The organism is Dechloromonas hortensis, assembly GCF_009469765.1.
GTDB classification, from domain to species: Bacteria; Pseudomonadota; Gammaproteobacteria; order Burkholderiales; family Rhodocyclaceae; genus Azonexus; species Azonexus hortensis.
On the sequence record NZ_SSSQ01000012.1, the window covers coordinates 68,806 to 94,689 of the forward strand.

A 25,884-nucleotide genomic window follows, 5' to 3' on the forward strand; every position below is an offset into this window, starting at 1 on the left:
GGGATCCAGCATGATTAAAACACATCGGCTTGCCGCCTGTATGCTGCTTGTACTGGGCATCTTCGGCACGGCGCAGGCAGCCGAATCGGCAGGCATGATCAAGACCAGCAAGGGGACGGTGACGCTGGAGCGCGACGGGCAGAAGCTGATCGCGGTGGTCGGTACGCCGGTGCTCGTCGCCGACAAGCTGCGCACCGGCAGCGACGGCGCGGTCGGCGTTACCTTGCGGGACAGCACGCTGTTGTCGGCCGGGCCGAATTCGCTGATCACCATCGACAAGTTTGCCTTCGACAGCACGACGACGGACGGCCGGATGTCGGTCGGCATTCGTAAGGGCACGCTGTCGGTGGCCAGCGGCAAGATCGCCAAGAAGACGCCGGAATCCGTCGATTTCCATACGCCGACTTCGGTGCTCGGCGTGCGCGGCACGGAGTTCGTCATCGAAGTGGGAGACGGCCGTGAGGACTGATCTGCGTTTGCCCGTGTTGGTGCTGGCTGTTTTGCTGGTGGCCGGTTGTGCCAGCGAGCGCATCGTGCTGCTGCCCTCGGCCGACGGTCGCCCGGGTGCCGTCGTCGTCCGCGGTGCCGGCGGCGAAATCCGCCTCGACCGGCCCTATGCGGCGACGGCGCGCCGGGGCGGTGCCAACGAGACCTACCAGGCCAGCACGGAACATGTCCAGGAGCGCTTCGGTGCTGCGCTGGCCGCCCAGCCGCTGCGGCCGAAAAGCTATGTCCTGTATTTCGAGGTCGGCAGCAATCAGTTGACTGCCGAATCGCAGGCCGAGTTTGCCAAGCTGCGCGCCGAAGTCGGCGAGCGGGCGGCAGCCGAGGTCATGGTGATCGGCCATACCGACACGGTCGGCAATAGTCAGGGCAACGATGCCTTGTCGCTGAAGCGCGCCGAGTCGGTGCGCGACTTGCTGGCCGAGGCCGGTGTCGCGGGCGAGAAGATGGAGGTGGTCGGACGCGGCGAGCGCGAACTGCTGGTGCCGACAGCGGACGAGGTCGATGAGCCGGCGAACCGGCGGGTTGAAATCAACCTGCGCTAAAGCGCTCCATTTTTCGCTGTTTTAGCCGGTTGACCGCAGTAATTGAGCATTAGCAGGGTCAGGTCGTCCGCCGCCGGATGGCCTGCCTCGAAATCGCGCACGTCATCGCGCAAGGCGGCAAGCAGATCGGGCGGGGCCTTTTCCCGGTGGCGGAGCAGCGCTGCGGCCAGGCGTTCGCCACCAAACAGCGACTGGCCGTCGCTGGCTTCGGTGACGCCATCGGTAAACAGGCATAGCAGGTCGCCCGGTTCCAGTTGCATCTGATCGGCCCGATAGGGGTAGCTGTCGGTCGCACAGAGTGGCGGACCGCCATGAGTCTGCGTGGCGACTTTTGAAATCGTCCCCCGCCGCACCAGCAGCGGTGCATCGTGCCCGGCGCAGACGAAATTCAGTTGTCCGCTAGCGGCATCGAGCACGGCGACAAAGGCGGTGACGAACAGGTATTCCGGATTCTCCCGGTTGAGTTCCCGTTCGACATCGCGGATGGCTTGGCCGAGATCGCTTTCGAGGCGGGTCAGGGTGCCGGTCAGCGTTTTGGAAATGGCCATGAACAGGCTGGCTGGAATGCCTTTGCCGGAGACGTCGCCGATCACCACGCACAGCCGGTCTTCGTCGAGCATGAAGCAATCGTAGTAGTCGCCGCCGACGGCGAGGGCCGGTTCGAGCAGGGCGGCGACGGCAAAGCGGTTTTCTTCGGCAAAGAGGGCCTGCGGGTCGGGCAGCAGGCCCATCTGAATACGGCGTGCCGCATCCAGTTCGCCGGCGGTACGGGCGGCGGCTTCGCGACTATCCTGGAGTTCGCGTTCGGCCTGCCGGCGTTTGGCGTCGGCCTCGATCAGGGTGCTGCCGAGCAGTGAAACAAAGACCGGGCTGAGCAGCAGGCTGAGGGATGGTCCATCGAACAGCCACTGGCCGGAATAGAAGGCAAGGTAGCCGCCGCCGATCAGCAGGGTGGCCAGGCCGCTGTAACTGAGCACCGCCAGGCGCGGCCGCAAGGCCGGTACGGCGACGATCAGTAGCAGGCCGCCGAGCAGCAGGGCGGCGAGTTCGAGCCTGGGCAGCCAGTACGGTCGTTGCAGCGCGGCACCGCTCAGCATGCTTTCGATGACCTGAACGTGGATATCGACGCCGGGGACGATCTCGCCAAGCGGTGTGACGATACTGTCCTGCAGGCCGGTGCTGTTGAAGCCGAGAATGACGAAGCGCGACCGGAAGATTTCGGGCGCATGTACCCCGGCCAGCACATCGGCCGCCGACAGGTAGTAATGCGAACTGGCCTTGCCGTAATGAATCAGCAAGTCGCCGTTGCCCTGCGTCGGCAAGCGGTAGTCGCCGATACGGAGGCCGCTCATGCCGTGTCGGCCGAATTCGGGTACGGTTTGCCCTTCACTGCCCAGCGCCAGGCGGAGCATTTCCAGCGAAAGCGGCAGGAACGGCTGCTGGTCGATGAAGGCCAGGGTCGGAACGCGGCGCAGCACCCCGCGCTCGCTGCTTGAGCGCAAGGCATCCGGACTGGCATTGATGAAACCTTCGCCACTGGCTGCCTTTTCCAGCATCGGCCGGCTGACCACCGCGGAGGGAAAGCGGGCGATCGGTTGCCGGGCCAGGTCGCCACCAGCCAGCAGCGCCAAGGGTTTGTGCGGTGGGCGCGAGCCGGGCAGGGGATTGGCCAAGCCGACCACGGCCAACACGGTCGGACCGTCACCCAGCGCTTCGGCGAACACATTGTCAGGTTCGGGGAGCTTGGCCAGAATGTTGCGCGGCAGTCCGGCCAGCTTTTCGCCGAGGATGCCTGGGCTGTAGCGATCAGGTTCGGCAAAGACGATGTCGATGCCCAGTGCCAGCGGTTGCCCGGCGAGGATTTTCTTGGTCAGTTCGGCGAGCAGTTCGCGCGACCACGGCCATTGACCATGCGCAGACAGGCTCTGGCTGTCGATACCGACGACGATGACCGGTTCGTTGTCGCGCTGCCGGGGCATTTGCCTCTGATAGCGGTCGAACTGGGCGTTGCGCAGGCTGGCCAGCGGCGTCGCCTCAATATTCTCCAGCGCGAGCGCAGCGCTGAGTAGCAGCAGGATCGGCAAGGCCAGGCCACGGCCGGCCCGAAGCAGGGCGGTGCCGGGCAGGCGTTTCACAGCGTGACGGTCAGTCCGTCGTAGGCGGAAATGACTTCCAGTGCTGGCTGGTCGCCCCGAGTGATCTGTTCGAGGCGGCGGGTTTCGGCCAGCAAGCGGTTCAACTGAATGTCGTCATGCGCCGGTTCGTGGTGAAACAGCGCCAGCCGGCGGGCGCCGGCGGCCTGGCACAGTTCGACGCCGACGACGTTGCTGGAATGACCCCAGTCGGCCTTGACCGAGACGGCTTCGGCCAGCGAATACATGGCGTCGAAAATGACCAGGTCGGCGCCGGCGAAGAACTTGACGCAGGCTTCGCGCTCGACGAGATCGTCCAGTTGATGCTCGCAGTCGGTCGAATAAACCACGGTCCGCTCGATGCTTTCGAAACGGTAGCCGTAAGAGTCGCCGGCGTGCAGTTGCAGCTTGGGGGTGACGTTGATGCCGGCAATGTAATGCGCCTTGTCCGGCGTCATCAGGTCGAACTCGATACGGGCGCCGGCCTGGGAATAATCGACCGGAAAGCAGGGCGAGCGCATCTGCAGGCGGATCGCCTCTTCGAGCCGGGCGTGGCAGCCGTGAATGACGATGCGGTTGCCGGGAATGTACATGGGCGCGAAGTACGGAAAGCCCATCAGGTGATCCCAGTGCAGGTGGGAAATGAAGATGTGGTAAGTCTGCGGGTTGGGCACGCCGTAGGTGGCGATCTTGGCCTGGCCGAGCGGACGGGCGCCGCTGCCCATATCGCAGATGAAATGCTCGGCGCCGCCATTGATGATTTCGACGCATGACGAGTTGCCGCCAAAGGTACCGGTCGTGCTGAACGGCAGCGTGGCGACGAATTCGTTGAGGGCGGCGGGCGTCTTGAAGGACTTGCCGTTGGCGGCGGTCAGGGCCGAAATGATCTTTTCGCGGACATCGCGGGCGGTCAGGGAAACCGGCAGGGAGCCGCGGGTGCCCCAGAAGCACACCTTCTTCATGCGCCGAGCACCTTGCAGGCGGCATCCAGGCTGACGTAGCAGGGCATGATCAGATTGAAGCGGCTGATCGCAAAAACCTCCTGCACCAATGGTTGCAAGGCAGCGATGGCAAAAACGCCGCGCTGGCCCTTGGCGCGCCGCGAAGCGATCATCAGTACGCGCAGGCCGGCACTGCTGATGTATTCGACGCCGGAGAAGTCGAGCAGGAGTGGCGGCTGCCCAGGAACGCAATTGGCGAGCAAGGGATCGAGTGCTTTAGTGAACTCTTCGCTCGCAATGTGGTCTATGCGGCCGCTGACGGAAACGATCAGAACGCCGGACTGTTCGCGGGTAGGAAGATGCATCATCGCCTGAAAACACAGCCACAGAAAATAAAGAGTATGCCATGCCACCCAAAGGGCTCAGGTAAAATATTGTATGGATTCAAATATGCAAGTCGTTCGGCCGCTCTTCGGTCACCGTAAGTTCTGGGCCCACCGCTTCGGTCCCGCCCCTTTCCTGCCCATGTCCCGCGCCGAAATGGATGCCTTGGGCTGGGATTCCTGCGACATCATTCTGGTGACCGGTGACGCCTATATCGACCACCCCAGCTTTGGCATGGCGCTGATTGGCCGCCTGCTCGAGGCGCAGGGCTTCCGCGTCGGCATCCTGGTTCAGCCGGACTGGAATTCGGCCGCCGATTTCAAGAAACTCGGCAAGCCCAACCTGTTTTTCGGCGTCACCGCCGGCAACATGGATTCGATGATCAACCGCTACACGGCCGATCGCAAGATCCGCTCCGACGATGCCTACACGCCGAATGCCGAGCCCAACAAGCGGCCGGATCGTGCCGTCACGGTTTATGCCCAGCGTTGCCGCGAAGCTTTTCCGGGAACGCCGATCATCGTCGGCTCGATTGAGGCCAGCCTGCGCCGCATCGCCCATTACGACTACTGGTCGGACAAGGTACGCCGTTCGGTGCTGCCCGACTCGAAGGCCGACCTGCTGATCTTCGGCAATGCCGAGCGTGCTGTCGTCGAAGTGGCGCATCGCCTGGCTAAGGGCGAAAAAATTTCGGAAATCCGCGACCTGCGCGGTACCGCCTTCATGGTCTCGCCCGGCTGGCTGCCTTCCGACGACTGGGACGTGATGGATTCGACCGAGGTCGATACGCCGGGACCGCTGGCCAAGCACGCAGATCCATATGCGATGGAAAGCGATCTGAAAAATGGCCAGGATTCTGCGTCGACCACAGCCCCGCCGCCTGGTGAGCATCCGGTGCGTATCGTGTCGCGCGCCGAGCGCCTGGCCGCTCGCAAGGAACGCCGCGCCCACACCGTCGTCCGTATACCGTCCTACGAGCAGGTCAAGGACGACCCGGTGCTCTACGCCCATGCCTCGCGTACCTTGCACCTTGAGTCCAACCCCGGCAATGCGCGGGCGCTGGTCCAGGCGCACGGCGAGCGCGATGTCTGGCTGAATCCGCCGCCGTTCCCGCTCAGCACCGAAGAGCTCGACCAGGTCTACGAATTGCCTTATGCCCGCCGGCCGCATCCGAGCTACGGCGAGGCCAAGATCCCGGCCTGGGAGATGATCCGTTTCTCGGTCAATATCATGCGCGGCTGTTTCGGCGGCTGTACATTCTGTTCGATCACCGAGCACGAAGGACGCATCATCCAGAGCCGTTCCGAGGATTCGGTGATCCGCGAAATCGAGGAAATGCGCGACAAGACACCGGGGTTCACCGGCGTTGTCTCCGATTTGGGCGGGCCGACCGCCAACATGTTCCACCTCAAGTGCAAGGACGAGAAGATCGAATCGGCCTGCCGCCGGCTGTCCTGCGTCTATCCGGACATCTGCGAGAACATGAACACCGATCACTCGCAGCTGATTTCGCTGTACCGCCGCGCGCGTTCGATCAAGGGCGTCAAGAAAGTCCAGATCGGTTCCGGCCTGCGCTACGACCTCGCCGTCCGTTCGCCCGAGTACATTAAGGAACTGGTTACCCACCACGTCGGCGGCTACCTGAAAATCGCGCCCGAGCACACCGAAGAGGGCACGCTGTCGAAGATGATGAAGCCGGGCATCGGTTCTTACGACCGCTTCAAGCAGTTGTTCGACCGGTTCTCGCGCGAGGCCGGCAAGGAACAGTACCTGATCCCGTATTTCATCGCCGCCCACCCGGGCAGTACCGATGAGGATATGCTGAACTTGGCACTATGGCTGAAGAAGAACAACTTCCGTCTTGATCAGGTGCAGGCTTTCGTGCCGACCCCGATGGCGCTGGCGACGACGATGTACCATACCGAGCGCAATCCGCTGAAGAAGCTGCAGCGCAACGGTGGCGAAGTGGTCGGGGCGGTGCGTAACGGCCGTCAGCGCAAGCTGCAAAAGGCTTTCCTGCGCTACCACGACCCGGTCAACTGGCCGCTGCTGCGCGAGGCCCTGAGGGAAATGGGCCGAGCCGACTTGATCGGCAATGGCAAGAAGCAGTTGATCCCGGCCTGGCAGCCGGCCGGCGTTCCCGGCAAGTCCTGCGGTCAACCAGCCAGGACGGGGCAAAACCCAAAAGCAGCGGGCAAGCCGCGTGGCGAGCAAAAACCGCTACGCCAGCCCGGTACCGGGCGTCCTGCTTTTGGTAAGCCAACAACGCCACAACGGGCGCGCGGGCCGGCCCGTAAGGCCTAAACTTTATTTTTTGCTCAAATAGTCATGGAAAACACTAGCACCATCTACGAAAAAATCGGCGGCGATGCCGTCGTCGGCAAGCTTTGCGACCGCTTTTACGAACTGATGGACACCACGCCGCAATTCGCCGAATTGCGCGCCATGCACCCGGAGAGCCTGCAGGGCTCGCGCGACAAGCTCTATATGTTCCTCTCCGGCTGGTTCGGCGGGCCGGACCTGTTCGTTGAAAAGTTCGGTCATCCGCGTCTGCGGGCGCGCCACATGCCGTTTACCATCGGCACCCAGGAGCGCGATCAGTGGGTCGCCTGCATGGTGCTGGCGATGGGCGACGTTGGCATCGAGGAAGATATTCGCAAGGTGCTGCTGAATAATTTCTTCAACACTGCCGACTTCATGCGCAATAAAGAAGGATAAAAGCGGATCGGGGATGTTGCGTCGCAGCATGGGGTGGTAGAATCACGCCTTTGATTTTTCAGGCCATTCCCAATCCCATGTCCGCTCGTCCGATTCGCAACATCGCCATCATCGCCCACGTTGACCACGGTAAAACCACCCTGGTCGACCAGCTGCTCCGCCAGTCCGGTACTTTTGCCGCTCACCAACAGTTGGTCGAGTGCGTCATGGACTCCAACGATCTGGAAAAAGAACGTGGTATCACGATTCTCTCCAAGAACACCGCGGTCGAGTACGAAGGCGTTCACATCAACATCGTTGACACCCCGGGCCACGCCGACTTCGGCGGTGAAGTCGAGCGCGTGCTGGGCATGGTTGATGGCGTGGTTCTGCTGGTCGACGCCGCTGAAGGCCCGATGCCGCAAACCCGTTTCGTCACCAAGAAGGCTCTGGCGCTTGGCCTGCGCCCGATCGTTCTGGTCAACAAGGTCGACCGCGACGGTGCCGACCCCGATCAAGCGGTCAATCTGACCTTCGACTTGTTCGACAAGCTGGGCGCCACCGACGAGCAGCTCGACTTCCCCATCGTTTACGCTTCCGGCCTCAATGGCTGGGCGGCGATGGAGCTCGATCAGCCGCGCGAAAACATGAAGCCGCTGTTTGACACCATCCTGCGCCATGTGCCGGCTCCGGATACCGATATCGAAGCCCCGCTGCAACTGCAGATTACCGCCCTCGATTACTCCTCCTATGTTGGTCGGATCGGTGTCGGCAAGATCAATCGCGGCAAGGTAAAGACCGGCCAGAACGTCCTGGTCATGTTCGGTACCGAAGAAGAAGCGGCCGAACACGAGCGCACCCCGATCAAGGCCAAGATTGGCCAGGTCTTCGGCTACAAGGGTCTGAACAAGGTTGAGCTGGAAGAAGGCCACGCCGGCGACATCGTCCAGATCACCGGTATCGAAGACCTGGTGCTCGGCTGTACCGTGACCGATCCGGAACAGCCGGAATCGCTGCCGCTGCTGAAGATCGACGAGCCGACGCTGTCCATGCAATTCATGGTCAACACCAGCCCGCTGGCCGGTACCGAAGGCAAGTTCGTTACCAGCCGCCAGATCCGTGATCGTCTGCACAAAGAACTGCTGACCAATATGGCCCTGCGCGTCCATGACACGGGTAACGGCGACGTCTTCGACGTGTCCGGTCGTGGCGAACTGCACCTTGGCATCCTGCTCGAAAACATGCGTCGCGAAGGCTACGAGCTGGCTGTCGGTCGTCCGCGCGTCGTCAAGAAGGTCATCAATGGCGTCGAGTGCGAGCCGTATGAACTGCTGACGGTTGACGTCGAAGAAGACACCCAAGGTGGCGTCATGGAAAGCCTGGGTATGCGCAAGGGCGACCTGACCGACATGGTGCCGGACGGTCGCGGTCGCGTCCGTATCGAATACCGCATCCCGGCCCGTGGCCTGATCGGCTTCCAGGGCGAGTTCATGAACCTGACGCGCGGCAATGGCCTGATGAGCCACGTCTTCGACGAATACGCTCCGGTCAAGGATGGCAATGTCGCCGAGCGTCGCAATGGCGTACTGATTTCCCAGGATAACGGTGAAGCCGTCGCGTATGCGCTGTGGAAGCTGCAGGATCGCGGCCGCATGTTCGTCGTGCCGGGCGACAAGCTGTACGAAGGCATGATCATCGGTATCCATAGCCGTGAAAACGACCTCGTCGTGAACCCGATCAAGGGCAAGCAGCTGACCAACGTCCGTGCTTCCGGTACTGACGAAGCCGTGCGCCTGGTGCCGGCCGTTCAGTTGAGCCTGGAAGCTGCTGTCGAGTTCATTGAAGAAGACGAGCTGGTCGAGCTGACGCCGAAGTCGATTCGTCTGCGCAAGCGCTACCTGACCGAAATCGAGCGCAAGCGCGCCGTGCGCGGTCTGTAAATAGCGCGGATTCCGTGCTGCCAGCCAAGTTGGTGGCGCAGTGCAAAAAGGCGACCCAATGGGTCGCCTTTTTTGTTTGTGCCATTGATCTCGATTGCAGTAGCAGGGTATGGACCTGGGGGGAAAGGTTGTGCCTAGCCCTGAGTGCTGCGGTCGACGAGAAATTTGTCGGCAAATTCCGTGGCGGCGAGCGGTCGACTGATCAGGTAGCCCTGAATGATGTCGCAGCCCAGGGTTCTCAGTTGCCGGTGTTGGGGTTGGGTTTCGACACCTTCGGCCACGATGCTGAGTGACAAGCTCTTGGCCATGGCAATGATGGCGCGAACCAGTGGCTCGCTCCCTGACGATCCATCATCCAGCACGAGGTTGTTGATGAAGGAGCGGTCGATTTTCAGGGTGCTGATCGGCAGGCGCTGCAGGTAAGAAAGTGAGGAGTAGCCGGTGCCGAAATCATCCAGGGCGATGGCGATGCCTGCCGCGCGTAGCTGCATGAGTTCGTCGATACTGCCGCCATCGGCATCGAGCAGTACCGACTCGGTGATTTCGACCTCAAGGGCTGAACTGGGCAGGTTCGCAGCCTGCATGCGCTCGATGATGTGGCGCGAAACCGATGGGCGCCAAAACTGGCGGGGCGACAGATTGATGGCGATGGGCGGAATCTCACCAAAGCGCTCGCGCCATGCGGCAATCTGGGCAATGGCGCATTCGATAACCCATTCGCCGATCGGGATGATCAGGCCGCTTTCTTCGGCAACGGGAATGAACTGGTCCGGGCGAATCGAATTTTCACCGTCGTGCCAGCGAATCAGAGCCTCGGCACCAATCAGCTTGCCGCTGGTCGCGTCAACCTGTGGCTGATAATGCAATTCGAACTGCGCTTCCTGCAAGGCGCGGCGCAGCCGAGTTTCCAGTGACATCCGGAAAGTGACCCGTTGGTCCATGACTGGCGTATGCGAGCGGATAGCATTGCCTCCGGCTGCTTTGGCTTCGTACATGGCCGTGTCGGCGTGACGGAGCAGGGTTTCACCATCGCTGGCGTCTTCGGGAAAAATACTGATACCGATGCTGGCGCTGGTAAAAAAATCGTTCTCGCCACCGGCGAGCGGTGCGGTGATCTTTTCCTTGAGCAAGAGGGCGGTATCGACCGCCTCCTTGGCGTCGTTGATCGAGGTAATCAGCACGATGAACTCATCGCCGCCTTGTCGGTACAGGCTACAACCGGAGGGCATCTCGCTGCGCAGGCATTGCGCGACCAGTTGCAGCAACTGGTCGCCGGCCCGGTGACCAAGGGTGTCATTGATGTTCTTGAATCGGTCGAGATCAATGAAGAGGACGGCCAACTTCTTGCCTGAGCTTTTGGCCAGCCCGAGCGCTTCCTGCAAATGCTCGGCGAACAGCAGGCGGTTGGGCAGGCCGGTCAGTGCGTCGTGCTGGGCGAGAAACTCCATTTCCTCCTGGTGCTGGCGACGATCGGTGATGTCGGTGACCGAGCCGACCATTTGGTAAGCCTTGCCGTTCCTGTCGCGAACCGCCAGTCCGCGGGAGGCGATCCAGCGATAGTTGGCATCGCTGCCAAGCACGCGATACTCGCAGTAAAAAAAATCGTTTTCCCCCTTCAGGTGTTGCGCGACGGCCTTGTTGTAGATCGCGATATCCTCAGGGTGGACCAGCTTGAGCCAGGCATTTGTGTCCGGAAGAAAGTCTTCGCGATATCCGAGAATCTCGAGCAGGCGGGTGCCGACATGCAGTTTTTTGGTCAGCGGATCCCATTCCCAGAAGCCGTCATGTGCGGCAAGCATGGCCATGTCGTAGGCTCGGCGAATCGACTGGAAATCCAGCCATCCGCCGTAGGCAAACAGGGCTGAGCCCAAAAGACTCGCCACCAACAAGGCGGAAAACAGCCCGCCTGGTGCCATTAACGAGCCCAGCAGACTGGCGACGATCATGGCGAAAAGAAAGCCTGCCAACTGCTTGCGATTCTTCAGCGAGGCCGAGCGGGAGAGCCGGGAAAATAGCACTGCCGAGCGCCCGCTCTTCAGCCGCCAGTCATCGACATGAAGCGAACAACCTGTGGTGAGTCCATTTGCTGCGTGAAATCATGGCCGAGCGGCTTGATCCCCATGCTGTCGACAATTGCCTGGCGCAAGGCTTCTTCGCTATTGTCGGCACGTAGAACCTGCATCAGGTTGGCTGCGTCATTTTGGCCAAGACATGGGTAGAGCTCGCCTTTGGCCGTTACGCGCACCCGGTTGCAGGTGTCGCAGAAGTTATGGCTGTGGGGCGAGATGAAGCCGATTCGCGACTCCGACCCTGGTATCCGCCAGTAGCGAGCCGGGCCGCCGGAGGATTCGGTGGAGGGGATCAGTTCGAAATGTTCGGCCAGTTTGTCGCGGGTTTCCTCGGAGGATATGTAGGTATTGCTGCGGCCATGGATTTCGCCGAGTGGCATTTCCTCAATGAAGGAGATGTCGAGTTCGTTATCGACGGCGTAACGTACCAAGTCGACAAACTCGTCATCATTGGTGCCGCGCATCATCACAGTGTTCAATTTCGTACGCTTGAAGCCGGCCGCCCGGACCGCCTCGATGCCGCTGAACACCTTTTTGATGTCGCCTATCCGGGTAATGGCCTTGAAGCGGTCGGCGCGCAGGGTGTCGAGGCTGATGTTGAGGCGCTTGACGCCGGCCGCGCGTAACGGGGTAGCGAAACGGTCGAGTTGGGAGCCATTGGTGGTCAGGACCAGATTGTCGAGACCGGGCAGGGCGCCGAGTCGTTCGATCAGCCACATCGCGTCCTTGCGAACCAGCGGTTCGCCGCCAGTGATGCGTAGCTTGTTTACCCCAAGTCCGACAAAAACCGTGGCGACGCGCAGGCACTCTTCAAGGCTCATCACCTCGTCGCGTGGCAGGAAAGTCATTTCCTCGGCCATGCAGTAAGTACAACGAAAGTCGCAGCGATCGGTAATCGAGAGCCGAACGTAACTGATACGGCGCCCGTACTTGTCTACCAGTGCTCCCGCCGGGTGATTGCTGACGGCGGCGGCGCTGATTACCGGTTTGAAGCCGGTGGCGTCGGCAGGCGTGGATTCGGGCCTCAGGGTTTCGTTGTGCATGAATGGGGCGATAAATAAGGTGCGACCAAAGGTGAGAGCGGCTTAGTGCGGCGATCATGGATTATCAATATCCACCACTCTCCAGACAAGTGGAGACATCAAAAATGCAAAAGTTCATTCTATACGTGCTTTGCCTGTCGTGACGGTGCTTTCAGCAATGAGTACCTGTTCCGTGCTCATCGTGGCTGGCCGTGTAATGATGCCGGAGATTTCCTGTTCGCTACGACCGGCTCCAGTATTTGTTGCGCTGAGCCGATCGGCCGGGCCTTGTCTATTTGGCAAATCTTGCGCGCAGGTTAGAATGGGCCTAGTCTAACTGCAGGATTAAAGGCCTTTTTCGAAACAAGATGGCTTGTTTCTGTGCGGCAATCTTTGTGGGGAATTATTGTGTGCAGCGGGGAGATGAAAATCGAGATGGCTGCGCTGAAAATGAAAACGGCCCGCATTGCTGCGGGCCGTTCAAATTTTGGCTCCCCGACCTGGGCTCGAACCAGGGACCTACGGATTAACAGTCCGGCGCTCTACCGACTGAGCTATCGAGGAACAGAGGCGCGCAGTATAGTTTTGAGTCCCTTGTCTGTCAAGTTTTTTATAACATTTTAAGAAAAAGAAGCCCCTTAAATGGATTCAAGGCTGGTTTATGCAAAGACTCCGACCGGGGATGAGGCGGTTAGGCAGAGTACGCGTGTCGTTCAGCGCAACTTGCGCATGGTGCTGGTCCAGGTCGACGGCAAGCTGAGTGCTGGAGAGTTGGCGGTCAAAATCGGCAATCCTCGCCTCGTTGAAAACGCCCTGCGGGAACTGGAAGAGGGGGGGTTCATCGCGCCAACCCTCGAAGCGGCTTCGGTTTGGGAGGAGAGCAAGCGTCAGGTGCAAAAAACCGGGCAAGTGTCGGCGCTCTCCCAATTCTCCACTTTCGGTCCGCGCTCCAAAACCATTCCCGAGTTCGTCGCCGAGGAGAGTGCGGCCAGTAGCTTTTCAACTTTCGGCAAGCCGATCTTGCCAAGCGCCGGGCTGCCTGCCGGTTCTGGAAAGGTCGGCGCCGAGGCAGCAGAGCCGGGCTCCCGTGGCAAGGGGAAAAGCTTGTGGCAATGGTTACTGCTTGGCGCCGGTGGCCTTTGCCTAGCTCTTGTGCTGCTGGTTTTGTTCTACCCCTATCAAAGTTTGAGACCTGGCATCGAGGCTGCAGCGTCGCGGCTTTTGCAAACGCCTGTGCATGTCGGCGGGGTTGGGGTTGCAGTCTGGCCGCGCCCGATGCTCGTAATCGACCGGCTCCGTATCGGCGACGCTGGGGACTCGACGGTTGAGCAGATACGGATCGCTTCGCCACTCGCGTTGCTTGGCAGACAGCCGCACGTGTTGCCCAATATGGAAATCGTCGGTGCGTCGTTCATCGCTGACCGCTTGGCAACGCTGCCCCTCTGGACTGCGCCACCGACACTCGGTAGCAGCGGATTGCTGGTTCGTCAGTTACGTGTTGAGCGAATGACCGTCAGCGCACTTGATTTGTCGCTGCGCGATCTTTCCGGTGAAATTCTCTTCAAGCCTGACGGTAGCGTTGAAAAAGCGACTTTTGAGACCGTCGACCGCAGCCTTCGCCTAGCTGCCATACCCGGGCCCCAGGGAGTTCTGCTCAATATTGATGGCCTTGCCTGGAAGCCGGCCGGTAGCACGGTGAGTTTCAATGCGCTTCAGGCCAAGGGGCTTCTGCAGAAGGGCAAGCTGCTTATCCATGAGTTCGATAGTAGCTTTCTGGGGGGGGTAATCAAGGGGAGTTGGCTGCTCGACTGGAGCAAGGCATTGGCCATGGCCGGGGACGTGAGTTTGAACCGCGTGGATTGCCGGAAGCTGAGTGCGGCTTTCATCCCATCCCTGAATCTCGATGGTGAGTTGGCCGGAAGTTTGCGTTTGCGTTCAAGCGGCCAGGATTGGGCGGCTCTCTGGCGGAATGTCGAAGCCTTGCTTGATGCCGAGATTACCCGTGGCAACCTGCATGGCCTGGATCTTGGCGAAGTCGCACGGCGCGGCCCAGGCGCGGTGGTGCGGGGGGGCTCGACCAAGTTCGACCGTTTGCGGGCCAACGTAACGATCAATCCACGACTGGTCAGTGCCCGGGATATTCAGATGACAGCGGGAATGGTCACGGCAAACGGCCAGTTCCTGGCTGGGCGGGATGGCGTGGTTGATGGCAACCTGACGGTCACTATGCAGACATCGGTGTCGACGATAAGGACACCGGTCAGGGTGAGTGGAGAGCTGCCCGATCTAAGCGCAGTCAGCAAATAAAAAAGGCAGGACCGCAGTCCTGCCTTTGTCGCTTGTCGTCGTTGAAATCAGGCCTTGGTGACGGCTGCAATGGCCTTGGCTACGTATTCCAGGTTCTTCGTATTCAGGGCGGCGAGGCAGATGCGGCCGGTCGACACGGCGTAGATGCCGAATTCGTCCTTCATTCGCTCGACTTGAGCGGCGGTCAGGCCGGTGTAGGAGAACATGCCGCGTTGCTGAACAACAAAGGAGAAGTCCTGAGCGACGCCTTGAGCCTTGATTGCCTCAACCAGACCGGTACGCATGGCGCGGATACGGTCGCGCATGCCTGCCAGTTCGGTTTCCCACATCTGGCGCAGTTCCGGCGAGGAAAGAACGGCCGCAACCAGAGCGCCGCCGTGGATCGGCGGGTTGGAGTAGTTGGTGCGGATGACACGCTTGACCTGGGATAGCACGCGACCAGCTTCTTCCTTGCTGGCGGTGATGACGGAGAGGGCGCCGACGCGTTCGCCATAGAGCGAGAAGCTCTTGGAGAAGGAGCTGGAGACGAAGAATTGCAGACCCGAAGCGGAGAAGGCGCGGACGGCAACGGCATCGGCGTCGATACCATCGGCAAAGCCCTGGTAGGCCATGTCGAGGAAGGGCACCAAGCCGCGGGCGCGACAGACGTCAACAACTTCCTGCCATTGGGCGTCGGTGAGATCGGCGCCAGTCGGGTTGTGGCAGCAGGCGTGCAGGATGATGATCGAGCCCGCGTCAAGGCTGTTCAGGCAGGCCTTCATGCCGGTGAAATTGACGCCGCGGGTGGCTGCATCGTAGTACGGATAGTTTTCAACGACAAAACCGGCCGATTCGAACAGGGCGCGGTGGTTTTCCCAGGATGGGTCGCTGATGTAAACCTTGGCGTTCGGCGACAGGCGCTTCAGGTAATCGGCACCGATCTTCAGGGCGCCGGTGCCGCCAAGGGCCTGGGCGGTGATGACTTGGCCGTTGGCGATCAGGGCGGAATCCTTGCCGAGCAGCAGGTTTTGTACGGCCTGGTTGTAGGCCGGCGAGCCTTCAATCGGCTGGTAGCCGCGCGGCGGGGCAGCTTTCAAACGAGCCTCTTCGGCGGCCTTGACGGCGGCCAGCAAGGGAATCTTGCCATTGTCGTCGAAGTAAACGCCAACGCCGAGGTTGACCTTGGTGCTACGGGTGTCGGCATTGAATGATTCGTTCAGACCGAGGATCGGATCACGCGGGGCCATTTCCACCGCAGCAAAGATCGAAGAGGACATAAGGACTCCATGGAATAATAGGCACAATATTCACGCTGCAACCTTGCCGCGCGAGAGAAACCGAAGAATTTTAGCATGATAGAAACCGCTGCCAGCACTCCCGTGGTCTGCTTCGAAGGGAGCCCATTCCGTCTCCATCAACCCTTTCCTCCAGCCGGTGATCAGCCGGAAGCCATTCGCCAATTGGTCGAAGGGCTGGGGGACGGTTTGTCCTTCCAGACGTTGCTGGGGGTCACGGGATCGGGCAAGACTTATACGATGGCCAATGTTATCGCCCGCACCGGCCGCCCGGCCTTGATTCTTGCGCCAAACAAAACCCTGGCGGCGCAGTTGTATTCGGAATTCAAGGAGTTCTTTCCGGAAAATGCAGTCGAGTATTTCGTTTCATACTACGACTACTATCAGCCGGAAGCCTACGTGCCGTCGCGTGACCTGTTCATCGAGAAGGACAGTGCGATCAACGAACACATCGAGCAGATGCGCCTGTCGGCGACCAAGAGCCTGATCGAGCGGCGCGATGTCGTCATCGTCGCCACCGTTTCCTGCATCTACGGTATCGGCGATCGTGACGAATATCACAACATGATCCTGACCATGCGGGTTGGCGATCGGCTGGATCAGCGCGCCATCGTCAAGCGCCTGATCGAGATGCAATACGAGCGTAATGATCTCGATTTCCATCGCGGCACCTTCCGCGTACGCGGCGATATCATCGATATTTTCCCGGCCGAACACGCCGAACACGCTATTCGGGTTTCCCTGTTTGATGACGACATCGAAGCGCTGCAATTTTTTGACCCGCTGACCGGTCATTTGCTGCATAAGGCCCTTCGCTTCACGGTGTTCCCGGCCTCGCACTACGTGACGCCGCGCGATACCGTTTTGCGGGCGGTCGAAGCAATCAAAGGCGAACTGCGCGATCGGGTCGATTTTTTCAGCAAAAATAACAAGCTGGTCGAGGCGCAACGGATCGAACAGCGTACCCGCTTCGATCTCGAATTGCTGGACCAGATTGGCTTTTGCAAGGGCATCGAGAATTACTCCCGGCACTTTTCCGGCAGAAAAGCCGGAGAGGCCCCGCCGACGCTGATCGACTATCTGCCATCCGATGCGCTGATGTTCATCGACGAGTCCCACGTCACCATCGGTCAGGTGGGCGGGATGTACAAAGGGGACCGTTCACGCAAGGAAAATCTGGTCGATTACGGTTTCCGTCTGCCGTCGGCGCTGGATAACCGTCCCTTGCAATTCAACGAGTTCGAGGCGCACATGCGGCAAACCGTGTTCGTTTCCGCAACACCGGCCGATTATGAAAATCAGCATGCCGGGCAGGTCGTTGAGCAGGTGGTCAGGCCGACCGGGCTGATTGATCCGGAAGTCATCGTTCGGCCAGCCTCGACACAAGTCGATGATCTGCTTTCGGAAATAAAGAAACGGGTCACGGTCGAAGAGCGCGTGCTGGTTACTACATTGACCAAGCGCATGGCTGAGGATCTGACCGATTTCCTGGCCGACAACGAAATCAGGGTGCGCTATCTGCACTCGGATATCGATACCGTGGAACGGGTTGAAATCATTCGCGACCTGCGTCTGGGCGAATTCGATGTGCTGGTAGGCATCAACTTGCTGCGCGAGGGGCTGGATATCCCAGAAGTTTCTTTAGTCGCCGTGCTCGATGCCGACAAGGAGGGCTTTTTGCGCTCGGAACGTTCATTAATCCAGACAATGGGCCGGGCGGCGCGCCATATCCATGGCACAGCCATCCTCTATGCTGATACGATTACACAATCCATGCAGCGTGCCATTGCTGAAACTGGGCGCCGGCGTGAAAAGCAGATCAGTTTCAATTCGGAACATGGCATTACGCCACGCGGCGTCTCCAAGAAGATCAAGGACATTATCGATGGCGTCTACGATGCCGGATCTGTCCAGACTGAGTTGAAGGCGGCGCAGCAGCAGGCAGCCTATGAGGCCATGGATGAGAAGACCGTAGCCAAGGAAATCAAGCGTCTCGAAAAACTGATGCTTGAATGTGCAAAAAATCTGGAATTCGAAAAAGCGGCGGCGGCCCGCGACGATCTCTTCCGGCTCAGGGAGCGAGTGTTCGGCGCGGCGCCCCACGACCCTGACTGACGGAGGCAAAGAAAAATGACTTTTCGCGTGCTACTGGTTTGCATGGGCAATATCTGTCGATCCCCGACTGCCGAGGGGGTGCTGCGTCATTTTATAAAAATCAATAATTTGGGCGATAAAGTTGAAGTGGATTCTGCTGGGACGCACGGCTATCACGTCGGTGAGGCGCCCGATTCGCGGACTCAACGGGCGGCGGCGGTGCGCGGCTACAACCTTTCTCAACTTCGGGCCCGCAAGGTGGCCCGGCAGGATCTGGACTATTTCGACCTGATCCTGGCGATGGACAAGAGCAACTTCGATAACCTGCAACGCATGGCGGCCCCCGAGCAACAGGAGCGGATCAAGCTGTTTATGGAGTACGCCAGAAACTTCGATGATGACGAAGTGCCGGATCCCTATTACGGCCTGGGCCATGGCTTTGATCTGGTGCTGGATATGGTTGAGGACGCATCGCTTGGCCTGGTCGATGAGATAAAGCAAAAGCTGGGTCGCGCCTGAGGGTGCCAAGTTTCTCCCCACAATGAAAGAAGGGGCGCCCGTGGGCGCCCCTTCTTTTTGCCGGTCGTGCCAGCCTGGATTACTTCTGTGTTTCCACCATGACCAGCGGTGCGCTTTCAGCCTGCTCGGCGAGCACCTTCTGCTTGCGCGGGCGGCCGAGTTTGACCGGCGGTTCCGGTTGGGCCACGACAGCGGCGGCGGTGGTTTGGACCATGACCAAGCCGCTTTCGGTCAAACTCTTCTCCAGATTGACCGGCTCAACAACTGGCGTGGCAATGGCAGGAGTTGTGACCTCGACCATTTTTGCACTTTCCGTCACGTCGACCGCAGGCATTGCTTCCGGGGCGATTTCAACGGTCGGTGCCTCAACTTCGGCGATAGCGGCGGCGACTTCCTGGGCGACGGGTTGGGTCTCGACGACTGGCGCAGCCGGAATTTCGACCGGGGCTGCTACCGTTGCTTCAGCTTGGATGCTGGATTCCGCGGCCGGAATGACAACAACCAATGGTTCCTGATTGACCGTCTCGGCAGAAGCGACTTCAGCGATGACCGGGGTGGCAACATTGGCTTCAACCGAACTATCGGCTGCTGCGGTAGCGTTCTCACCTTCATTGCGACGTTCGTTGCGGCCACGACCGCCGCGACGACCACGGCGACGGCTGCCTTGTTCGTCAGCGTTGCCGGCGTCCGGTGCTTCGGCATTGTTTGCCGGGGCGTTGAGCGAAGCGGCGGCAACGACTTCCGGAGTCAGCTTGTTCTCGGCGATTTCCGGTTGCTGGCGTTCGCGACGCTCCTTGCGCTCGCCGCGCGGACGGCGCTCCTGGCGTTCCGGGCGTTGCTCGCTCGGTGCGACAGCCGCTTCCTCGCGCGGTGCTTTCTCGGTATTGCGTTCGCCACGCTCGTTGCGATTGCCACGTTCCTGACGCTCGCCCTCGTCGCGTCGATTGGCATTGCGACCATTGCGGCGGCCATCGCGACCTTCTCCACGTTCACGACGGCCATCACGGCCTTCGCGTCCTTTTTTCGGGGCGGGCTGGGCAACGGGTTCCGGCGCAACGGGCTTCGGCTCGCTGCGCAGCCAGGAGAACAGGCGGGCAAACAAGCCCGGCTGGTCGGCTTGGGTGCTAGCGGGCAGCGGGGTTGGCTCGGCCTTTTCCGGCATGATCGGGGCCGGCTGTTCCGGAGAAATGCCTTTGATCACGGCTTCCTGGCGCGGTTTGGTTGCTTCGTCCTTGCCATTGCCCGGCTTGGAGGCTTCTTCGACCGGCGCGTCGACCATCTTGTAAGATGGTTCGCGTGCATCGTCGTTGTTCAGGTCATCGTGACGCAGGCGGGTGATCGTGTGAGCCGGTGTTTCCAGGTGGACGTTGGGGATCAGCAGGATCGTGACCTTGTGGCGCAACTCGATGGCCTGGATGTCCGGGCGTTTTTCGTTGAGCAGGAAGGTGGCGACATCGACCGGAACCTGAACATGAACGGCGCCGGTGTTTTCCTTCATCGCTTCCTCTTCGAGGATGCGCAGGATGTGCAGCGCGGCCGATTCGCAGGAGCGGATGTGGCCGGTGCCGGTGCAGCGCGGGCAGGAAATGTAGCTGGTTTCGGCCAGGGCGGGGCGCAGGCGCTGACGGGATAGTTCCATCAGGCCAAAGCGGCTGATCTTGCCCATCTGGACGCGGGCACGGTCGAAGCGCAGCGCGTCACGCAGGCGGTTTTCGACTTCGCGCTGGTTCTTGGTGTTCTCCATGTCGATGAAGTCGATCACGATCAGACCGCCGAGGTCGCGCAGGCGCAACTGGCGCGCCAGTTCTTCGGCGGCTTCCAGGTTCGTCTTGAAGGCGGTTTCCTCGATGTCGGCACCCTTGGTGGCGCGACCGGAGTTGACGTCAACGGCGACCAGCGCTTCGGTGTGGTCGATGACGATGGCGCCACCGGACGGCAGGTTGACCTGACGGACGAAGGCGGTTTCGATCTGGTGTTCGATCTGGAAGCGGGAGAACAGCGGCACATCGTCGCGGTAGCGCTTAACGCGATTGATGTTGGCCGGCATCACCGTGCCCATGAAGGCGCGGGCCTGTTCGTAAACCTCGTCGGTATCGATCAGGATTTCACCGATTTCCGAGTGGAAGTAGTCGCGAATGGCGCGGATGACCAGGCTGCCTTCCAGATAAATCAGGAAAGCGCCGTTCTGTTGTTTGGCTGCACCTTCGATGGCGCTCCACAGTTGCAACAGGTAGTTCAAGTCCCACTGCAGCTCTTCAGCCTGGCGGCCGATGGCGGCGGTGCGGGCGATCAGGCTCATGCCGTTGGGTACTTCGAGCTGATCCATGGTTTCGCGCAGTTCGGCGCGTTCGTCGCCGTCAACACGACGGGAGACGCCGCCGCCGCGCGGATTGTTCGGCATCAGGACCAGATAACGGCCGGCCAGCGAGACGTAGGTGGTGAGGGCTGCGCCCTTGTTGCCACGTTCGTCCTTGTCGACCTGAACGATCAACTCCTGGCCTTCTTTCAAGGCTTCGTTGATCTTGGCGCGACTGACTTCGACGCCTGGCAGGAAATAGGCGCGGGAGATTTCCTTGAAAGGAAGGAAACCATGCCGATCGGCACCGTAATCAACGAAGCAGGCTTCGAGACTCGGTTCGATGCGGGTGATGACCCCTTTGTAGATGTTGCTCTTGCGTTGTTCCTTGGCGGCCGATTCAATGTCTAGATCAATTAGTTTCTGACCATCAACAATGGCGACACGGAGTTCTTCGGCCTGTGTCGCATTGAAAAGCATGCGTTTCATTATTTTGGGGCTCCAGCGCGCTTGGGCACGCAGCAACGAAACGCCCGTTCAGGCAGCGACAGGTTCTTTATCGGGTTGCGTCATTTAAGGATGAGGGCAAAGGCGACGATGAATGTGCTGATCAACAAACGGTTGCGTGTTTTTTATTGAAATGCGCAACCTGAAAATTCCTGCAACGGGCAATCCGTGCGTGCTTACAGCGGGCTAATCCATTAACATCACTACTTTTGGTGAGTGAACTTAACCAGTCGTTTTACGTTGGTCTGGCTTGAGCAAGTGGCGCAAGTGAGACTTCGGAGCCTGCCGCGTGGCAGTCGCGCTAGTGGCGCGAGGCAAGCGGTCTGACGGTTCTGAATCTCTTGCAAACCGAGACGTAAAACGTGGGCAGTATATTAGAAAATGAACAGTGCTGGTAACAATTCGGTCACCCATGTCGTGATCACAGAAGAAGAGCAGGGCCAGCGTCTGGATAACTTCCTGATTCGCCGCTGCAAGGGCGTTCCGAAGAGCCACATCTATCGAATTCTGCGCAGTGGCGAGGTACGGGTGAACAGCAAGCGGGTCGATGCAACCCATCGGCTATGCGAGGGCGATAATTTGCGTATCCCGCCGATGCGCATCGCGGAGCGACCCCAAAACGAGGTTGATGAGGCTGCCAAGCAGCGTGTCGACCTGCCGATCATCTATGAAGATGAGGCGATGCTGGTTATCGATAAACCGGAAGGCATTGCAGTCCATGGCGGTAGCGGAGTCAGCTTTGGCGTGATCGAGGCGCTGCGTCGGCAGCGCCCCCTAGCCAAGTTCCTTGAGTTGGCGCATCGCCTTGATCGTGAAACTTCTGGTGTTTTGCTCGTCGGCAAGAAGCGTCTGGCGCTGACGGCGCTGCACGACATGTTCCGCGAGCACGGGGCTGGGGCCGATAAGCGCTATCTGGTATTGGTCAAAGGGCGCTGGATGAACAATACCCAGCACGTCAAGTTGCCGCTTCATAAGTATTTGACGGAAGGTGGCGAGCGCCGAGTTTCCGTGGCTCCCGAGGGCAAGGCTTCGCACACGGTGTTTCGTCTGCTGGCCCGCTGGCCGGACATGAGCCTGCTTGAGGCGCAACTAAAGACCGGGCGAACACATCAAATTCGTGTCCATCTTTCGCATTTGGGTTTTCCGATCCTTGGTGACGAAAAATACGGCGATTTTGCGCTGAACAAAACCCTCAAGCGAGACGGTTTGAAACGGATGGCGTTGCATGCTTGGCGGATGGCTTTTCGGCATCCACTGACAGCGGCGCCAATGGAGTGCCTGGCACCGCTGCCGGAGAGTATTGGTGCTTATATTGCTGCGGTCGACGTTAGAAAAACACGGGAATTCACCGTTGATGATCTGCAAGCCATTCTTGAGAAAGGGCGCTGAAGCAAATGAAGTATGAGCTTGTTGTTTTTGATTGGGATGGCACCTTGCTCGATTCCGCAGGCGCTATTGTGCAAGCGATTCAGGCGGCCTGTCGCGATCTGCAATTGCCTGAGCCCAGTGATGCCCAGGCCCGGCACGTGATCGGCCTTGGCCTGGTGGATGCCATGCGCCACGCGGTGCCTGAATTGGAGCCGGAAAACTACCAGGCCATGGTCGAGCGCTATCGCTTTCATTATCTTTCCGGTGATCACCGGTTGGTTTTGTTTGAGGGCGTGCGCGACATGCTGACGTCCCTGCAGTCGGCCGGTCATATTCTGACCATCGCAACCGGGAAAAGCCGTGCCGGCCTGGATCGTGCTCTCGACCATTCAGGTTTACGCTCCTTTTTCCAGGCCTCCCGCTGCGCCGACGAATGTCACTCCAAGCCGCATCCGCAGATGCTTGATCAATTGGTGGCCGAATTTGCCGTTCCATTCGAGTCGACGGTAATGATTGGCGACACGTCGCACGACCTGTTAATGGCCAGCAATGCCGGGGTTGATAGTCTGGCGGTCACTTATGGCGCGCATCCGCATGAGCACCTGCTTGAGCACAAGCCGCTGGCTTGTCTGCACACTGTCCGGGAACTCGATCTGTGGCTAAAGAATTACGCCTGATTTGTACAAGTGGTGAACTGGTCGAGTCGGGCAAGGGATTCCGCTTCACGATAAAGCGCCATGGCTGGGATGCGCCGGCCTTCGTCATTCGCTATCACGGCCATGTTTATGGCTATTTCAACGAATGTGCCCATGTTCCAGCCGAACTTGACTGGCAGCCTGGCGAGTTCTTCGATGATTCCAAGCTATACTTGATCTGCTCGATTCATGGCGCACTTTATGCTCCTGACACGGGTAGATGTCTTGGTGGGCGCTGTCAGGGGAAGGGTTTGAAACCACTGAAGGTCTGCGAGATCGAAGAGCAAATATTTCTAGAGCAACAAGATAATGGATAACCCCCAACAGCCCGACAACAACTCGACCTGGGAGCGAAAAGCTCTCGAAAAACTGGCCTTTGCTGCGCTTGATGAGCAAAGGGCTCGGCGACGCTGGGGGATTTTTTTCAAGGCACTCGGCTTTGTCTATTTGCTGGTGGTGCTGATTGCCGTGGTTGACTGGGGGGGGGGGGCCGAGCATCAGGAGCGCCACACGGCCATGGTGACGCTGAACGGCGTCATCGAGGCCAAAGGTGAGGCCAGCGCCGAAAACCTGATTGCCGCCTTGAATGGTGCCTTCGAGGAAAAAAATGTGGCCGGCGTTGTCTTGCGGATCAATAGCCCTGGGGGTAGTCCGGTGCAGGCTGGGATGGTGAACGATGAAATTCGTCGCTTGCGTGGCAAGTACCCGGACAAGCCGCTGTATGCAGTGGTCGAGGACATGTGCGCCTCGGGTGGTTATTACGTGGCGGCCGCGGCCGACAAGATTTACGTGAACAAGGCCAGTATTGTTGGCTCGATTGGTGTTTTGATGGATGGTTTTGGTTTTACTGGAACCATGGACAAATTGGGCGTCGAGCGTCGCTTGTTAACAGCGGGTGAGAACAAGGGTTTCCTTGATCCATTTTCGCCACAGGCTGAGCCGCATAAAGCGCACGCCCAGTTGCTACTCAACGACATTCACCAGCAGTTCATCGATGTTGTTAAAACTGGGCGCGGCAAACGCCTGAAAGAGTCGCCGGAAATGTTCTCTGGGTTCATGTGGACCGGGGTGCAGAGCGTTCAGTTGGGCCTGGCCGATGACTTCGGTAGCGTCGACTCGGTTGCCCGTGATGTCATTCAGGCCGAGAAAGTGCTTGATTACTCAGTCAAGGACAACATCGCCGAGCGCTTTGCCAAGCGGCTTGGGGCTGGTGCGGTGCACGGCTTCTGGCAGGGGGTTTCAGCAAGCGCGCTGAGTGCTCGCCTGCGCTAAGAGTTCAGGCCAGCAGTAGAAATACCGTCGGACGCCGCTCGATTTCGGGCGGCGTTTGCTTTTTCCATTGCTGGATTGTGCGCGTCACCACCGACTCGCCGGGCAATGTCAGGTCGGTCGCCACACTCAGCCGGGTTGTCGGCTGGCAAGCCTGCAGAATGGAGTCGTACATGGCGCGATTGCGATAAGGGGTTTCAATGAAGAGTTGGGTCTGCTTGCGCTTGCGCGATTCGCTCTCAAGATCCTGTAGCGCCTTGCTGCGCTCGCCATCCTTTGCGGGTAAATAGCCTTGAAATGCGAAGCGTTGGCCGTTTAGTCCGGAAGCCATCAGGGCCAGCAATAGTGACGACGGGCCAATTAGTGGTGCGACCCGAATGCCTTCATTTTGGGCTAGTGCGACAAGATCGGCGCCCGGGTCGGCGACGGCGGGGCAGCCAGCCTCGGAAAGCAGGCCGACGTCGTTGCCGGCGCGCAGCGGTGCCAACAGGCGGTCCAGTGCATCGGCTTTAGTGTGCTCGTTCAGCTCCTCGAGTTGCAGCTCCTGCAGGGGGGTGTCGGTTCCTGCTGCTTTCAGAAAGGCGCGCGCTGTCTTTGCCTGTTCGACGACAAAGTGGGTCAGTGGGCGAATGGTGGTCAGTACGTTGGCGGGCAATGATTGGATGGGGGGGGTTGGTCCCAGTGGAACCGGAATCAGGAATAGCGTGCCGGTCATTGCAAAATTTCCAGGCCCTGATTGCGCAAGAGGTCGCACAGTGCGATCAGCGGCAAACCGACCAGTGCATTCGGATCCTCGCCCTGCATTTTGCTCAGCAGGGCAATGCCCAGTCCTTCCGATTTGGCTGAGCCGGCACAATTGTAGGCAGGCTCACGGCGCAGGTAGTTTTCAATCTCGCTGTCGCTTAGATGGCGAAAGCTGACCAGTGTTGGTATGCCACGCACTTCGGCTTGCCCGGTGCGGGCGTTGTACAGGCATAACCCGGTAAAAAAATTGACGGTCTTGCCGGAAAGGTTGCGCAATTGATCGACGGCCCGCTCATGGGTGCCTGGTTTTCCATATATTTTTCCGTCTACCGTGGCAACCTGGTCGCTACCGATAATGAGTGCGTCGGGAAAGCTGTCGGCAACGGCGCGAGCCTTGGCTTCGGATAGGCGAAGGGCCATGGCCTCGGGTGGTTCAGCGGGTAATGGTGTCTCGTCCGTTTGGGGGTTGGCTACCTGGAAAGGGAGGCCAAGCCGGGCAAGGAGTTCGCGGCGATACGGAGAGGTTGAGGCGAGGATCAGGGTTTGGGGCATGAAAGTTTCAATACAACAAGGTGTT

Annotated in this window: 21 protein-coding genes and 1 tRNA gene; 12 read left to right on the forward strand and 10 right to left on the reverse strand. The window is 59.6% G+C overall.

The features are described 5' to 3' along the window. The first annotated feature begins 10 nt into the window (after window positions 1-10). A complete protein-coding gene (locus GH663_RS16770) occupies window positions 11-469 on the forward strand; it encodes a FecR family protein (protein WP_246181622.1) in 459 nt (152 codons plus the stop codon). Next, window positions 459-1,049, forward strand: coding sequence for an OmpA family protein (locus GH663_RS16775; protein ID WP_170291447.1), 591 nt, complete (start codon window positions 459-461; stop codon window positions 1,047-1,049). The genes GH663_RS16770 and GH663_RS16775 overlap by 11 nt, the downstream gene beginning before the upstream one ends. Here GH663_RS16775 and GH663_RS16780 read toward each other — a convergent pair. From GH663_RS16780 to GH663_RS16790, 3 genes are read right to left on the reverse strand one after another with little or no spacing between them, the layout of a single operon-like run. Then, window positions 1,046-3,184 (reverse strand): CHASE2 domain-containing protein, encoded by a 2,139-nt coding sequence (locus GH663_RS16780; protein WP_153132830.1) that lies wholly within the window; start codon window positions 3,182-3,184, stop codon window positions 1,046-1,048. The two genes, GH663_RS16775 and GH663_RS16780, sit on opposite strands and share 4 nt — an antisense overlap. Then, window positions 3,181-4,143, reverse strand: a complete 963-nt coding sequence (locus GH663_RS16785) for an MBL fold metallo-hydrolase (protein WP_153132831.1) — start codon at window positions 4,141-4,143, stop codon at window positions 3,181-3,183. The genes GH663_RS16780 and GH663_RS16785 overlap by 4 nt, the downstream gene beginning before the upstream one ends. Continuing rightward, window positions 4,140-4,487: an STAS domain-containing protein gene (locus GH663_RS16790; protein WP_153132832.1), complete on the reverse strand. Its 348-nt coding sequence runs from the start codon at window positions 4,485-4,487 to the stop codon at window positions 4,140-4,142. Before GH663_RS16790 ends, GH663_RS16785 begins: the two co-directional genes overlap by 4 nt. 85 nt (window positions 4,488-4,572) lie before the next feature. Between GH663_RS16790 and GH663_RS16795 the strand changes: the two genes are divergently transcribed. The 3 genes from GH663_RS16795 to typA all read left to right on the forward strand — a co-directional run bounded on the left by GH663_RS16795 (window position 4,573) and on the right by typA (window position 9,143). Beyond that, entirely contained in the window at window positions 4,573-6,810 is a 2,238-nt protein-coding gene (locus GH663_RS16795) for a YgiQ family radical SAM protein (RefSeq protein WP_170291448.1), read from the forward strand. Window positions 6,811-6,834: 24 nt separating this feature from the next. Then, the gene (locus GH663_RS16800) at window positions 6,835-7,224 is read left to right on the forward strand and encodes a group II truncated hemoglobin (protein ID WP_153132834.1); all 390 of its coding nucleotides are present in this window, start codon (window positions 6,835-6,837) and stop codon (window positions 7,222-7,224) included. Between the two features lie 77 nt (window positions 7,225-7,301). Further along, a complete protein-coding gene (gene typA / locus GH663_RS16805) occupies window positions 7,302-9,143 on the forward strand; it encodes a translational GTPase TypA (protein ID WP_153132835.1) in 1,842 nt (613 codons plus the stop codon). Window positions 9,144-9,277: 134 nt separating this feature from the next. On the opposite strand, the gene GH663_RS16810 is transcribed toward typA, so the two are convergent. The 3 genes from GH663_RS16810 to GH663_RS16820 all read right to left on the reverse strand — a co-directional run bounded on the left by GH663_RS16810 (window position 9,278) and on the right by GH663_RS16820 (window position 12,798). Then, window positions 9,278-11,161: a putative bifunctional diguanylate cyclase/phosphodiesterase gene (locus tag GH663_RS16810; protein ID WP_153132836.1), complete on the reverse strand. Its 1,884-nt coding sequence runs from the start codon at window positions 11,159-11,161 to the stop codon at window positions 9,278-9,280. A gap of 17 nt (window positions 11,162-11,178) precedes the next feature. Continuing rightward, window positions 11,179-12,255 (reverse strand): GTP 3',8-cyclase MoaA, encoded by a 1,077-nt coding sequence (gene moaA / locus GH663_RS16815; RefSeq protein ID WP_153132837.1) that lies wholly within the window; start codon window positions 12,253-12,255, stop codon window positions 11,179-11,181. Between the two features lie 467 nt (window positions 12,256-12,722). Continuing rightward, window positions 12,723-12,798 (reverse strand) — tRNA-Asn (locus GH663_RS16820). 165 nt (window positions 12,799-12,963) lie between these two features. Here GH663_RS16820 and GH663_RS16825 point away from each other — a divergent pair. After that, the gene (locus GH663_RS16825; protein WP_211371188.1) at window positions 12,964-14,541 is read left to right on the forward strand and encodes an AsmA family protein; all 1,578 of its coding nucleotides are present in this window, start codon (window positions 12,964-12,966) and stop codon (window positions 14,539-14,541) included. 47 nt (window positions 14,542-14,588) lie between these two features. On the opposite strand, the gene GH663_RS16830 is transcribed toward GH663_RS16825, so the two are convergent. Further along, complete coding sequence (locus GH663_RS16830; RefSeq protein ID WP_153132839.1) at window positions 14,589-15,797, reverse strand: amino acid aminotransferase; 1,209 nt, start codon at window positions 15,795-15,797, stop codon at window positions 14,589-14,591. Window positions 15,798-15,872: 75 nt separating this feature from the next. Here GH663_RS16830 and uvrB point away from each other — a divergent pair, with 75 nt between their 5' ends. Then, window positions 15,873-17,930, forward strand: coding sequence for an excinuclease ABC subunit UvrB (gene uvrB, locus GH663_RS16835; protein WP_153132840.1), 2,058 nt, complete (start codon window positions 15,873-15,875; stop codon window positions 17,928-17,930). A gap of 15 nt (window positions 17,931-17,945) precedes the next feature. After that, complete coding sequence (locus GH663_RS16840; RefSeq protein ID WP_066883632.1) at window positions 17,946-18,428, forward strand: low molecular weight protein-tyrosine-phosphatase; 483 nt, start codon at window positions 17,946-17,948, stop codon at window positions 18,426-18,428. A 79-nt stretch (window positions 18,429-18,507) separates the two neighbouring features. On the opposite strand, the gene GH663_RS16845 is transcribed toward GH663_RS16840, so the two are convergent. Beyond that, complete coding sequence (locus GH663_RS16845; protein ID WP_153132841.1) at window positions 18,508-21,213, reverse strand: ribonuclease E/G; 2,706 nt, start codon at window positions 21,211-21,213, stop codon at window positions 18,508-18,510. A gap of 399 nt (window positions 21,214-21,612) precedes the next feature. Here GH663_RS16845 and GH663_RS16850 point away from each other — a divergent pair, with 399 nt between their 5' ends. From GH663_RS16850 to GH663_RS16865, 4 genes are read left to right on the forward strand one after another with little or no spacing between them, the layout of a single operon-like run. Continuing rightward, a complete protein-coding gene (locus tag GH663_RS16850; RefSeq protein WP_066883629.1) occupies window positions 21,613-22,620 on the forward strand; it encodes an RluA family pseudouridine synthase in 1,008 nt (335 codons plus the stop codon). A 5-nt stretch (window positions 22,621-22,625) separates the two neighbouring features. Beyond that, a complete protein-coding gene (locus tag GH663_RS16855; RefSeq protein WP_066883627.1) occupies window positions 22,626-23,276 on the forward strand; it encodes an HAD family hydrolase in 651 nt (216 codons plus the stop codon). Next, on the forward strand, window positions 23,255-23,611 hold the full coding sequence (locus tag GH663_RS16860) for a Rieske (2Fe-2S) protein (RefSeq protein WP_153132842.1): 357 nt from the start codon (window positions 23,255-23,257) through the stop codon (window positions 23,609-23,611). Before GH663_RS16855 ends, GH663_RS16860 begins: the two co-directional genes overlap by 22 nt. Further along, window positions 23,604-24,566, forward strand: a complete 963-nt coding sequence (locus GH663_RS16865; protein ID WP_153132843.1) for a S49 family peptidase — start codon at window positions 23,604-23,606, stop codon at window positions 24,564-24,566. Before GH663_RS16860 ends, GH663_RS16865 begins: the two co-directional genes overlap by 8 nt. 4 nt (window positions 24,567-24,570) lie before the next feature. Here GH663_RS16865 and GH663_RS16870 read toward each other — a convergent pair whose 3' ends face one another. Further along, window positions 24,571-25,278: an SAM-dependent methyltransferase gene (locus GH663_RS16870; RefSeq protein ID WP_153132844.1), complete on the reverse strand. Its 708-nt coding sequence runs from the start codon at window positions 25,276-25,278 to the stop codon at window positions 24,571-24,573. Then, window positions 25,275-25,859 carry a Maf family protein gene (locus tag GH663_RS16875; protein WP_066883621.1) on the reverse strand — a complete coding sequence of 195 codons (585 nt, stop codon included), beginning with the start codon at window positions 25,857-25,859 and terminating at the stop codon, window positions 25,275-25,277. The genes GH663_RS16870 and GH663_RS16875 overlap by 4 nt, the downstream gene beginning before the upstream one ends. Window positions 25,860-25,884: the final 25 nt, after the last annotated feature.

Excerpts from the sequence above, each read along its gene's own strand:
- GH663_RS16845 (WP_153132841.1), bottom strand. The coding sequence starts at position 21,213 with ATGAAACGCATGCTTTTCAATGCGACACAGGCCGAAGAACTCCGTGTC.
- GH663_RS16785 (WP_153132831.1), bottom strand. The coding sequence starts at position 4,143 with ATGAAGAAGGTGTGCTTCTGGGGCACCCGCGGCTCCCTGCCGGTTTCC.
- GH663_RS16795 (WP_170291448.1), top strand. The coding sequence starts at position 4,573 with ATGCAAGTCGTTCGGCCGCTCTTCGGTCACCGTAAGTTCTGGGCCCAC.
- GH663_RS16870 (WP_153132844.1), bottom strand. The coding sequence starts at position 25,278 with ATGACCGGCACGCTATTCCTGATTCCGGTTCCACTGGGACCAACCCCC.
- moaA (WP_153132837.1), bottom strand. The coding sequence starts at position 12,255 with ATGCACAACGAAACCCTGAGGCCCGAATCCACGCCTGCCGACGCCACC.
- GH663_RS16855 (WP_066883627.1), top strand. The coding sequence starts at position 22,626 with ATGAAGTATGAGCTTGTTGTTTTTGATTGGGATGGCACCTTGCTCGAT.
- typA (WP_153132835.1), top strand. The coding sequence starts at position 7,302 with ATGTCCGCTCGTCCGATTCGCAACATCGCCATCATCGCCCACGTTGAC.
- uvrB (WP_153132840.1), top strand. The coding sequence starts at position 15,873 with ATGATAGAAACCGCTGCCAGCACTCCCGTGGTCTGCTTCGAAGGGAGC.
- GH663_RS16800 (WP_153132834.1), top strand. The coding sequence starts at position 6,835 with ATGGAAAACACTAGCACCATCTACGAAAAAATCGGCGGCGATGCCGTC.
- GH663_RS16770 (WP_246181622.1), top strand. The coding sequence starts at position 11 with ATGATTAAAACACATCGGCTTGCCGCCTGTATGCTGCTTGTACTGGGC.
- GH663_RS16830 (WP_153132839.1), bottom strand. The coding sequence starts at position 15,797 with ATGTCCTCTTCGATCTTTGCTGCGGTGGAAATGGCCCCGCGTGATCCG.
- GH663_RS16865 (WP_153132843.1), top strand. The coding sequence starts at position 23,604 with ATGGATAACCCCCAACAGCCCGACAACAACTCGACCTGGGAGCGAAAA.
- GH663_RS16850 (WP_066883629.1), top strand. The coding sequence starts at position 21,613 with ATGAACAGTGCTGGTAACAATTCGGTCACCCATGTCGTGATCACAGAA.
- GH663_RS16840 (WP_066883632.1), top strand. The coding sequence starts at position 17,946 with ATGACTTTTCGCGTGCTACTGGTTTGCATGGGCAATATCTGTCGATCC.
- GH663_RS16875 (WP_066883621.1), bottom strand. The coding sequence starts at position 25,859 with ATGCCCCAAACCCTGATCCTCGCCTCAACCTCTCCGTATCGCCGCGAA.
- GH663_RS16825 (WP_211371188.1), top strand. The coding sequence starts at position 12,964 with ATGGTGCTGGTCCAGGTCGACGGCAAGCTGAGTGCTGGAGAGTTGGCG.
- GH663_RS16790 (WP_153132832.1), bottom strand. The coding sequence starts at position 4,487 with ATGCATCTTCCTACCCGCGAACAGTCCGGCGTTCTGATCGTTTCCGTC.